Annotated in this window: 10 protein-coding genes; 7 read left to right on the top strand and 3 right to left on the bottom strand. The window is 71.3% G+C overall.

Annotated features, from left to right (window positions below):
* Positions 1-220: 220 nt before the first annotated feature.
* Complete coding sequence (locus ACIBSV_RS50420; RefSeq protein WP_395874720.1) at positions 221-574, bottom strand: hypothetical protein; 354 nt, start codon at positions 572-574, stop codon at positions 221-223.
* 53 nt (positions 575-627) lie between these two features.
* Between ACIBSV_RS50420 and ACIBSV_RS50415 the strand changes: the two genes are divergently transcribed.
* From ACIBSV_RS50415 to ACIBSV_RS50400, 4 genes are all read left to right on the top strand, one after another.
* Positions 628-1,290 carry a response regulator gene (locus ACIBSV_RS50415; RefSeq protein WP_395874718.1) on the top strand — a complete coding sequence of 221 codons (663 nt, stop codon included), beginning with the start codon at positions 628-630 and terminating at the stop codon, positions 1,288-1,290.
* 337 nt (positions 1,291-1,627) lie between these two features.
* Positions 1,628-1,855, top strand: a complete 228-nt coding sequence (locus ACIBSV_RS50410) for a hypothetical protein (RefSeq protein WP_395874716.1) — start codon at positions 1,628-1,630, stop codon at positions 1,853-1,855.
* Positions 1,845-2,975 carry an acetate/propionate family kinase gene (locus ACIBSV_RS50405; RefSeq protein ID WP_395874714.1) on the top strand — a complete coding sequence of 377 codons (1,131 nt, stop codon included), beginning with the start codon at positions 1,845-1,847 and terminating at the stop codon, positions 2,973-2,975. Before ACIBSV_RS50410 ends, ACIBSV_RS50405 begins: the two co-directional genes overlap by 11 nt.
* Positions 2,976-3,138: 163 nt before the next feature.
* Positions 3,139-3,786, top strand: a complete 648-nt coding sequence (locus ACIBSV_RS50400; protein WP_395874712.1) for a hypothetical protein — start codon at positions 3,139-3,141, stop codon at positions 3,784-3,786.
* Between the two features lie 363 nt (positions 3,787-4,149).
* On the opposite strand, the gene ACIBSV_RS50395 is transcribed toward ACIBSV_RS50400, so the two are convergent.
* Positions 4,150-6,513, bottom strand: a complete 2,364-nt coding sequence (locus ACIBSV_RS50395; protein ID WP_395874710.1) for a phosphoketolase — start codon at positions 6,511-6,513, stop codon at positions 4,150-4,152.
* Between the two features lie 254 nt (positions 6,514-6,767).
* On the opposite strand from ACIBSV_RS50395, the gene ACIBSV_RS50390 reads away from it, so the two are divergent.
* The 3 genes from ACIBSV_RS50390 to ACIBSV_RS50380 all read left to right on the top strand — a co-directional run bounded on the left by ACIBSV_RS50390 (position 6,768) and on the right by ACIBSV_RS50380 (position 9,557).
* Positions 6,768-7,241, top strand: coding sequence for a hypothetical protein (locus tag ACIBSV_RS50390; protein WP_395874708.1), 474 nt, complete (start codon positions 6,768-6,770; stop codon positions 7,239-7,241).
* A gap of 230 nt (positions 7,242-7,471) precedes the next feature.
* The gene (sigJ, locus tag ACIBSV_RS50385) at positions 7,472-8,344 is read left to right on the top strand and encodes an RNA polymerase sigma factor SigJ (RefSeq protein ID WP_395874706.1); all 873 of its coding nucleotides are present in this window, start codon (positions 7,472-7,474) and stop codon (positions 8,342-8,344) included.
* A 67-nt stretch (positions 8,345-8,411) separates the two neighbouring features.
* Positions 8,412-9,557, top strand: a complete 1,146-nt coding sequence (locus ACIBSV_RS50380; protein ID WP_395874704.1) for an NAD(P)/FAD-dependent oxidoreductase — start codon at positions 8,412-8,414, stop codon at positions 9,555-9,557.
* Positions 9,558-10,093: 536 nt separating this feature from the next.
* Here ACIBSV_RS50380 and ACIBSV_RS50375 read toward each other — a convergent pair.
* The coding region (locus tag ACIBSV_RS50375) for an ABC transporter permease (RefSeq protein ID WP_395874703.1) at positions 10,094-10,603 on the bottom strand (510 nt) is incomplete at its 5' end.

The raw sequence follows: 10,603 nt of genomic DNA, 5'->3' as shown, positions 1-10,603 counted from the left end.
CGGAGCACGGTCTCCAGGTCCAGGTCGCTGCCGACGGACAGGACGGCCTCCAGCAGCCCGTTCACCCGATCCCGGGTCGCGCGGACCACCTCCACGTGCGCCTGGAGCTCGTCCAGCAGCTCGTCCAGGCGCAACCGCGGCAGTGCCGGTCGCTCGTCCGACGCCACAACCACTCCTCCAAGCATCGGTTACCCGCGGAAACGCTTTCGGGCCCATGGTGTCAAACCCTGGTGGGCCCGTCTGCCCCTCGCCACATGGACACCATCGTGATTCCGGGTAGCGGCGTCGTCGAGGGGATCGGGTGCTCGGTCCGATCCGCGACCTCGCCGCGGTGTGGGCCCTGGATCCGCCGGGTCTCGAACAGCACACCGCCGGACACGCCCTCGCCGGGACCGAGACCACCTTCGTCGTCCCCGAAACCGACGTGATCGCGGCAGGGGAGGAACTCCTGAAGCACCGCCGCGACGCCCTGTTCGTCGTGGACGCGGACGGCACGGTGATCCGCGTCCCGACCGGCCGCGATCTGTCGACCGTTCTCCCGGGGCTGCACCGCCCGCGCTACGGTGACGGGCACGGGCGTCTTCGACGTCCGACCATGGAGTCACGACTGACCTTCGGAGGAGGGCCGTGCCGACACCGCCCATTCGCGTGTTCCTGCTCGACGACCACGAGGTGGTCCGCAGGGGCCTCGCCGACCTGCTCGGTGGCGAATCCGACATCGAGATCGTGGGCGAGTCGGGCTCCGCCGCCGAGGCCACGCGGCGCATCCCGGCGCTGCGTCCGGACGTCGCGATCCTGGACGGACGCCTGCCCGACGGCAGCGGCATCGACGTGTGCCGCGAGGTGCGTTCCCGCTTTCCCGAGATCAACGCGCTGATCCTGACCTCCTACGACGACGAGGACGCGCTGTTCGCGGCGATCATGGCGGGCGCGGCCGGCTACGTGCTCAAACAGGTCCGCGGACAGGACCTGATCGCGGCCGTGCGTGCGGTGGCCGCCGGCCAATCCTTGCTGGACCCGGCGGTGACCACGCGCGTCCTGGATCGGGTACGCAAGGGACCCACCGCCGAACCCGGCCCCACCGGGCTGAGCGAACGCGAGAAGCAGGTGCTGGAGCACATCGCGCAAGGCCAGACGAATCGCGAGATCGCCGAGAGCCTCGGCCTGGCGGAAAAGACCATCAAGAACTACGTCTCGGCGGTACTGAGCAAGCTCGGCTTGGAGCGCCGCGTCCAGGCCGCCGTCTACGCGACCGAGTTGCACCAGGACGCCGAGCGACACAGGACCTGAGACGACGGGCCCGAGTGCCCCGGCGGACGCGTCGATGTCCTCGGAGCCGACAGCGGGTCCGAGGACGTCCGGGTTCGGCGCGCCGGTCCGTATGGGCGGGCGGACACCTTCAGCGTGCCGCCGCCGATCCCGGGTAGGGCCGCGCTACCCGAGGCGCAGGGCCGTTCGGCCCGGGCGTGCCGGCGTGAAGTGCGCTGTCCTGGGAAGCGTCTCGATGCCCGGATCTCAGGAGGCGGTTGCCGTGTTCCTCTTCGCACACCCCGGAACGACCCCCACGTCCGCGCGCCGTCGCCTCGTCGGTCGCCGCACGAAGGCGTGCACGCTGTACTTGCGCTCGATGGACATCGGACTCCCACCGGGCGCGGCCACCTCGTCGCCGGCGCTGATGTCCCTGGTCCTGGCCGACCTCGAATGGTGTGTACGCGAAGCCGAAACGCACGCCGCACGGCGCCCGTGGTGGCGACCCGTCGCGCGTTGGTACGGGCGTCCGATGGACGCGGCACTCGTCGCCGATCGCGAGCGGCTGCGCGCCCTGGCCGACACGGTGGTGCGCGATGCCTGCTGACGCAGCCTCTTCCACGAGCGCCGTCGCCTGCGGGCGTGTCCTGGTCGTCAACGCCGGCTCGTCCAGCCTGAAGCTGTCGGTCGTCGAGCCGGACGACACCATCGCGTGCACCTCGAACCTGAGCTGCGCCGAAACGATTCCACCCGAGGAGATCGCCGAGTTCGTGCGCGCGGCCGGGACCGTCGACGCCGTCGGACACCGGATCGTGCACGGCGGCGCGGAGTTCACCGGCCCGGCACGACTGGATCCGCGGGTGTACGCGCGGATCGCCGCGCTGCGCCCGCTCGCGCCTCTGCACCAAGGCCGGGCGATCGCCGGCATCGACGCGATCGGTGAGCTGTGTCCGGAACTGCCCGCGGTCGCCTGCTTCGACACCGCCTTCCACCACACGCTCCCCGCCGAGGCGAGCACCTACGCGCTCCCCGAGGCGTGGCGCGCCGAATGGGGCCTGCGCCGCTACGGCTTCCACGGGCTCTCGCACGCGTACGCCGGGGCCCGAGCATGCGAACTGACCGGTCTGGAACCCTCGTCGGCGCGTGTGGTCAGCTGCCATCTCGGCGCCGGGGCGTCGCTGGCCGCGATCCGGGGCGGGATCTGCGTCGACACCACGATGGGCTTCACGCCGACCGAGGGCCTGGTGATGGCCACCCGCGCCGGCGACCTGGACCCGGGCATGCTCGTGTGGCTGCTTCGTAACGGCATCGAACTGGACGAGCTCGAGCGGGTGTTGGAGCACGGGGCGGGCCTGAGCGCGCTGGCCGGGCACGGCGGCGACATGCGCGCGATCCGGACGGACGCCGACGCGGGAGATCCACGCGCCCGGCTCGCGCGCGGGATCTACGCCTATCGGGTGCGCACCAGGATCGCCGCCATGGCCGCCGCGATGGGCGGCCTGGACGTCCTGGTCTTCACCGGCGGTGTGGGCGAGCACGACGACACGCTGCGCGCCGACGTCGCCGCCGAACTGCGCTTCCTGGGGGTGCGTGTGAACCTCGAGGCCAACGCCCGGACACGGGCCGATGCCGAGATCGGCGAGGCGGGCGCGCAGGTACGCACCGTGGTCGTCACCGCCGGCGAGGATGTGTGGATCGCGCGCGAAACCCGCGAGGCGGCGAGCTGAAGCCTGCGGCGCCACGGTGCGCGCCACCCGGAGTGGGCTGGCGCGCGCGCACACGCGAGGGGGCGGGCCGCAGGTCCGAACGAGTCATCCCCGGAGAGGCGTTCGGCCCTGTCCCGATCCCCGGGGGAGCGGACAGTCTGGGACGCGACCCAGGGGAGGGATCGTGCACCGACGGGGACTGAAGATCGTGATCACCGAGTCGCACTCGGGCGGATGCCGGCAGGTGGCGACGGATCTGGCCGAGGCCGGACACACCGTGCTGCGCTGTCACGAGAAACCGGGGGCGGAACCGGAGGAGCCCTGTGTGGCGTGGGCGGCCGGACGCGGTTGTCCCCTGCTCGCCCCGGACATCGACGTCGTCGTGGACGTGCGCGCGAACGCGGGGCCGCGGACCGAGCGCGAGCAGGGGGCGATGTGCGCGCTCGTGGCCGGAGTTCCACTGGTGGTCTGCGGACCCGTCGACACACACGACGCGATGCTCGCGCGCGCGGACGTCGTGTGTCGCCGAACCGACGTCGAGTCGGCCTGTCGCACGGCGTTCTCCCCGGTGGGCCCCACCGCCCACCGCGTGGTGACCCGGGCCGTGTCCCTCGCGCTCGCCGGCGTGACCGCCCCCGCCGACGTGCACGTCGACCTGACGGTGCGCGAGGGCATGGTCCTCGCGGACGTCACGGTCGGGGCGTCCCCGACGGCCACCGCCGTCCGCCGCGTCCGAGGTGCCGTTCGACGGGCCCTGGCCCCCTTCACGCCGACGTGGCCGTACACACCCGTGACGCTGTACCACCGAACGCCGACGGCCGGTCGTGGGTGACCGCGGGGTGCCTTGCCGTGCAACCTCCGCGGCGGCAGGGAGCTTTCGGCCCCGCGAGGGCCCGACGGTCAACCCCCGGGGAGCGGCGACAGCCGGTCGCCGCTTCGTGGCGTGACTGTTTCCGCCGAACGCCCGAACCCGATCACCGGGTTCGCACGTTCGGCGGTGCGCGGGATCAGGCGTTCGGCGTGGGGACGAATACCACCGGGGGTGCTGCCGTGGCGCAGGCAGTACCCGCCGATGGGGCCGGCGGAGCAGCCGGCGGCCGGGTGTCGGGCGGGACCACGTGCCGGGGCCCGCGAAGGACTCGGCGACGCGTCCCGATGCGGGTGGCGCGGACTCCGGTGCGGGCCCCGGCGTGGGTCAGCGGCCGGCAGGCGGGTCGTTCGGCCAGGTCCAGTCGCGGACTTCGGGCATGTCCTCGCCGTGGTCGAGGATCCAGGCGTGGTGCCGGGTGCGTGCGTCGGCCATGGCCTGACGCACCGTCGCGGCGCGCGAACCCAGTCCGGGGACGCGGTCGATCACGTCGATCACGCGTTGGTAGCGGTCCATGTCGTTGAGGACGACCATGTCGAACGGGGTCGTCGTGGTGCCGTATTCCTTGTATCCGCGTACGTGCAGTTGGTCGTGGTTGTGGCGGCGGTAGGCGAGGCGATGGATCAGCCACGGGTAGCCGTGGTAGGCGAAGATGACCGGAACGTCCGTGCCGAACAGCGCGTCGTACTCCGTGTCGGGCATGCCGTGCGGGTGTTCGCTCTCGGGGGTCAGCCGCATCAGGTCGACCACGTTGACCACGCGCACCCGCAGCTCGGGCAGGTGTCGGCGGAGCAGGTCGACGGCGGCGAGGGTTTCCAGGGTGGGTACATCTCCGGCGCAGGCCAGGACCACCTGCGGGTCGCCGTCGTCGTTGGAGGCCCATTCCCAGACCCCGGCTCCGCGGGTGCAGTGCAGGACGGCCTCGTCCATGGTGAGCCAGTCGGGGTTGGGCGTCTTGCCGGCGACGATCACGTTGACCAGGCCGCGGCTGCGCAATACGTGGTCGCTCACCGAGAGCAGGGTGTTGGTGTCCGGCGGCAGGTAGACGCGGACGACCTCGGGTCGTTTGTTGATCACGTTGTCGACGAAGCCGGGGTCCTGGTGGGAGAAGCCGTTCTGGTCCTGGCGCCAGACGTGGGAGGTGAGGAGGTAGTTGAGCGAGGCGATGGGTGGGCGCCAGCCGATCTCGCGACAGGCGTGCAGCCATTTGGCGTGCTGGTTGAACATGGACGAGACGATGTGGGTGAAGGCTTCGTAGCAGGAGAAGACGCCGTGCCGCCCGGTCAGGAGATAGCCCTCGAGCATGCCCTGGCAGGTGTGTTCGGAGAGGATCTCCACGACCCGGCCGTCGGGCGCCAGGTGGGTGTCGAGGTCGGTGATCGGTTCCTGCCAGGCCTTGGCGGTCGCACCGTAGACGGCGCCGAGTCGGTTGGACTCGGTCTCGTCCGGGCCGAACAGCCGGAAGTCGCGTCGGGTCGCCGTGCGGGCGAAGACTTCGCGCAGGTACTCGCCCAGGGCCCGGGTCGGCTCCGACGAGGACGCGCCGGGTTCGACCACCTTGACGGCGAAGGCGTTCGGGTCGGGCAGCGGCAGGTCCCGCAGTACGGTGCCCCCGTTGGCCTCGGGTACGGCGCCCAGGCGGGTGTCGCCGGCGGGCACGTTGGCGAGCACGATCGGGGTGGGCCGGCCGCCCTCGTCGAAGAGTTCGTCGGGCCGGTAGGAGCGCATCCACGTCTCGAGCAGGGCCAGGTGCTCGGGGTTCTCGCGTACTCCTGCCAGTGGAACCTGGTGCGAGCGCCACGTGCCCTCGACGGGCAGGTCGTCCACGGCAACCGGTCCGGTCCAGCCCTTGGGGGTGCGCAGGACGAGCACCGGCCACCTCGGGCGCCCCTGCGCGGTCGCCTTGAGCCGGGTGATGTCGTCGAGCGCCTCCTCCAGCGCGGCGGCGAACGCGGCATGTACGCGGGCGGGTTCGTCGCCCTCGACGTGGATGGGGCGCCATCCGTAGCCGGTCAGCAGCGCGTCCAGTTCCTCGCGCGGCATCCGGGCGAGGAGCGTCGGGTTGGCGATCTTCCAGCCGTTCAGGTGCAGGATCGGCAACACCGCGCCGTCGGTACGGGGGCTGAGGAACTTGTTGCCGTGCCAGGACGCGGCGAGCGGCCCGGTCTCGGCCTCGCCGTCGCCGATCACACACGCCACGACCAGATCGGGGTTGTCGAAGGCGGCGCCGAAGGCGTGCGAGAGGCTGTAGCCGAGTTCGCCGCCCTCGTGGATGGAGCCCGGTACGCCGGGGGCGATGTGGCTGGGGACGCCGCCCGGATAGGAGAACTGGCGGAAGAGCGCGACCATGCCGTCCGCGTCTTGGGGGACGTTCGGGTAGCGCTCGCTGTAGGTGCCGTCCAGCCACGACGCGGCGAGTGCGGAGGGGCCGCCGTGGCCGGGGCCGGTGACGTGCAGGGCGTGCGTGCCGCGTTCGCGGATGACCCGGTTCAGGTGGGCGTAGATCAGGTTCAGGCCGGGGGAGGTGCCCCAGTGCCCGAGCAGGCGCGGCTTGATGTGTTCGGGGCGCAGGGGTTCGGTCAGAAGCGGGTTCCCACTCAGGTAGATCTGGCCCACCGCGAGGTAGTTTGCCGCCCGCCACCATGCGTCGACCGTGGTCAGGTCCGGACTTTCGGGAATCGCCATCGTCATCGGTCTTCCTCTCGTGCGTCGTCTGAACTCCGCTCGTTCCCACGCTCGCGCCGACCACGCGTGGCGTGAAGGGCCGAACGGCCCTACGGCACAAAGCCGTCAGGGACTGTCGGGGGAGGCGGCCGAACCTGTGCTCCCGCGTTTCGCGCCCAAATTGAGGTCGAGACCTGTCCGGCTTCACCAGGCGGGTCGGGACGCCGGCCGCCCGCGAGGCCGTCGGGTGGGTGGTGCGTCGGCCGGTCGAGCCCGGCCGCTTGCGTGACCTTCGTGACTTCACGAGCTTCACGGTCTACGACATGCCCGCCGGCGTCTGGGTGCCTTGCTTCAAGGCCGGACCGGCACGGAACCCCGCCGGCACGTTCGGCGTCGGGTACGAAAGCACCGGCCACTGCGGTCTCGGCCGCTGGCACGCCTCGTTCACGGCCGCCTACGCATGGGACGGCACAGCCTGGCGCGGCGCCTGGGTGGGTTCCAACAACGAGTGGCTCCCCGCCCCTTCGGCCGCCTCCACCGACAGCCCCTCCGCGAGCAGCACGCCGAAGCCGAAGATCAGCGCAGCCGACGCCCTCAAGCGCGGCGAGGTACGCCTGGGCAGCCCCGATGACCCCAAGGTCACGGCCGCCGAACTCCACAAGCCGCCCTCCGTACGCGGCGACGCGCCCGTCGAGCCCGTCGAGCCCGTGGCCTCCGACGGCACACACACCGTGTGGACGCTCACCGCACGATAGGGACCACCGAAAGCCGCGCGGCCCCGGCCCTCGCCGGGGCCGCGCGTGGTTGGACACGGCGCTCCGGGAGAACACCGGGGTGCACGCGCAACTGCTCAGCCGGCCCGAATCCCTCGGTACCCGCGGCGGGCTTCGCGCCGGCGTGGCCGACCCCGGCCCGGGATGGGGGAGTGGCTTGCCTAGGATCGCAGGTCCAGCACCGAACCGATCCGAAGGACAGGGAGACCGGGTTGGAACTCACCGGCACGTTGACGGAGACCGACTGGGAGTCGCATCGCCCTGCGGTCTTCGGGGCGGCCTACCGGATCCTGGGTACGGTCGCGGATGCCGAGGATGTGGCGCAGGAGGTCTGGTTGCGCAGTGCCGCCGAGGATGTGTCCGAGGTGCGGAATCTGCGGGCCTGGCTGGTGACGATGGCCGCCCGAATGTCGTTCAACGTGCTGAAATCCGCGCGGGTCCGACGCGAGTGCTACGTGGGTCCATGGCTGCCCGAGCCGCTGGTGACCGGGCCGGACGCCTCCGTCGGGGTGCTCATGGACGATTCGGTGGGCACCGCGATGCTGGTGGTGATGGAGACGCTTTCTCCCGCCGAACGCGTCGCACTGGTCCTGCATGACGTCTTCGACTTCCCGTTCGCCAGGATCGCCGAGGTGCTCGGTGGTACACCCGCCGCCGGCCGCAAGCTCGCCTCCCGTGCGCGGGCGCGGGTCGCCGAGGTTCGGGAGCGGCCCCGGGCGAGCAAGGCCGAGACCGAACGCGTCCTCAAAGCGTTCAAGGCCGCGGCCGACGCGGGGGATATTGCCGAACTTGTCGGATTGTTGGATCCCGACGCCGTCTACATCGCGGACGGCGGAGGCAAGGCGACCGCCGCGCGCAGGCCGGTTCACGGCGCCGAGACGATCGCACTGCTCGCGGTCGGGCAGATCCGGATCAGGCGCCCGGACGCGTTCCGGATCCTTGAGGTGAACGGGCACCCGGCCCTGGTCACCTACAGCGGCGGTGAACCGGTCTGGCTCGACACCGTGGAAGTCGCCAACGGACGGATCACGACGTTCAGAAGGCTCGTCAATCCCGAGAAGCTCGCCCGCGTCGGTCACATCTGAACCCGCTGTCTTGTCTCCCTGCCGAAGCCCCTCCATGAGGGGGCGACGCACGAGAGAGGACGACGGGATGGCACACGTGGTGATCATCGGGGGCGGTTTCGCGGGTGTGTGGAGCGCGGCGGGAGCGGCACTGGCACGCGGGGACGCGGACCTGCGCATCACCCTCGTCGCGCCCAACGAGCACTTGGTGCTCCGGCCGCGCCTGTACGAGCCGGAGCCGGATCTGGCCAAGGTGGAGCTCGCCAGGATCCTGGATCCGATCGGCGTCCGCCATGTGCGGTCCCGGGTCGACGCGATCGACACCGATCGCCGCGTGCTGGTGGCCGACGGCGAGGAGATCGCCTACGACCGCCTGGTGCTGGCGGCCGGCAGCAAACTCGTCACGCCGAAGGACCTGCCCGGCGCCGAACGGCTTTTCGACATCGACACCCTGGACGGCGCCCGGCGACTCACCGACCATCTGCGCGACCGTGCGGACTACTCCGCCGTCGTGGTCGGCGCCGGCTTCGTCGGCTTGGAGGCCGCGACCGCACTGGCCGCCCGAGGCCGGGTGTTGCTGGTGGACCGATCGGAGGTGGTCGCCGACCAACTCGGTCCCGGCCCGCGCGAGGAGATCGAGGCGGCGTTGGACAAGCTGGGCATCGAACGCCGCCTGGAGACCACGGTCACCGAGGTCGGAGCAAGCCATGCCGTCCTCGCCGACGGCACCCGGGTCGAGGCGGACGCGGTGGTCTGGTGCGTGGGGATGAAGGCCGGCGAATTGACCCGGCAGATCTCCGCCGAGCTCGACGACCTCGGCCGGGTGCCGGTGGACCATCGGCTGCGCGCGCTTCCCGACGTGTTCGTCGCCGGGGACACGGCCGCGGCGGCGTACGACGCCGAGCACACAGTCATGCAGGCATGCCAACACGCCACCCCGCTCGGCAAGGTCGCCGGGTACAACGCGGCGGCCGACCTGCTGGACCTGCCACTGCGCGACTTCACCCCCGGCCCGTACGTCACCTGCCTGGACCTGGGCGGCGCCGGCGCGATCTTCACCCGGGGCTGGGACCGCAAGGTGATGGCCTCGGGCGCGGACGGCGCGGCCATCAAGGCATGGATCAACCAGGCCATCCACCCACCGGTCGACGACGCCTCCGCCATCCTCGCCGCCGCCGACCGCGTCTACCTCGAACTCCCCTTCTTTCCCCGCCCGGAGGAGAACGCCGCCTAGGTGTATGGCCCACGGAGATTGAGAACGAGGCCGTCGCCGGGCCGGGTCTCCCAGTCGTCCAGCCAGGCGCTCGCCCCTCGCTCGAAGCGCGCGTGCCCCAGGGCTCGACAAGCCTCCCAATCCGAAGCCACGATCGGCAGGAATCGGCGTTGGGGGGCATCCCCCCGCGAGCGCCGGAGCCGATTCGGACGTCGCACGTAGCGAAGCCGCCCGATCGCGGATGGTGGAATCCACGAACGGGCGGCTTCAACGGAGGGCGCTTCGGGTCGAGGGCGATCGCGAGTGGCTGCGGACGGCTATACCGAAGTGCAATCGGCGCCGGACGACACCCCAATGGGATCGAAACGGGCCGGGTCGAGCCGAACGCGGTACGGATCCGAGCCGGGTCGGTGCCGGGCCGATACCGAATCGGTGCCGATCAGTTCCGATCAGTGCCGATCAGTGCCCAGCCGGTGCCCGGACTCTGCCGAGGTTCCGTCCGGACGACATCCGGACCCGATCCGGCCGGCTCGGCCGATCCCGCCCGTGTCCGGTCCTCAGCCCGAGTTCAGTGCTTCGGTGGGTGGTAGTCGTGCCGCGCGGCCGGCCGGGTACAGGCCGGCGAGTGCGCCGATGGCGATGGATGCGGCGACGCCGCCGAGGATGGCGGGCCAGGGGAGTACGAGTGGCCATCCCTGTGCGTGGGCGTATCCGCTGGTGACGGTGAGTCCGAGGAGTACGCCCGCGATGCCGCCGAGGCCGGAGAGGGTGATTGCCTCGGTGAGGAATTGGAGGCGGATCTGGCCGCGTCCGGCGCCCAGGGCTCGGCGCAGTCCGATCTCCTGGCGGCGTTCGAGGACGGAGATGACCATCGTGTTGGCGACTCCGACGCCGCCGACGAGGAGGGCGACGGCGCCGAGGCCGACGAACAGGCCGGTGAAGGTGTTCTTGGCGGCGAGTTGTGCTTCCAGGGCGTCGGAGGGGCGGCTGACCTTGACTCCGGCGGGGTCGGCCGGGTTGACGGTTGCGGCGAGGACGTTGCGTACGTCGTTGACGGCGTCCTCGGT

The organism is Embleya sp. NPDC050154 (genome assembly GCF_044460165.1).
Lineage (GTDB): Bacteria > Actinomycetota > Actinomycetes > Streptomycetales > Streptomycetaceae > Embleya.
Note: the sequence above shows the minus strand (reverse complement) of the source record. Positions and strands in the feature narration are given on the sequence as shown.

Excerpts from the sequence above, each read along its gene's own strand:
- ACIBSV_RS50410 (WP_395874716.1), top strand. The coding sequence starts at position 1,628 with ATGGACATCGGACTCCCACCGGGCGCGGCCACCTCGTCGCCGGCGCTG.
- ACIBSV_RS50405 (WP_395874714.1), top strand. The coding sequence starts at position 1,845 with ATGCCTGCTGACGCAGCCTCTTCCACGAGCGCCGTCGCCTGCGGGCGT.
- ACIBSV_RS50395 (WP_395874710.1), bottom strand. The coding sequence starts at position 6,513 with ATGACGATGGCGATTCCCGAAAGTCCGGACCTGACCACGGTCGACGCA.
- ACIBSV_RS50380 (WP_395874704.1), top strand. The coding sequence starts at position 8,412 with ATGGCACACGTGGTGATCATCGGGGGCGGTTTCGCGGGTGTGTGGAGC.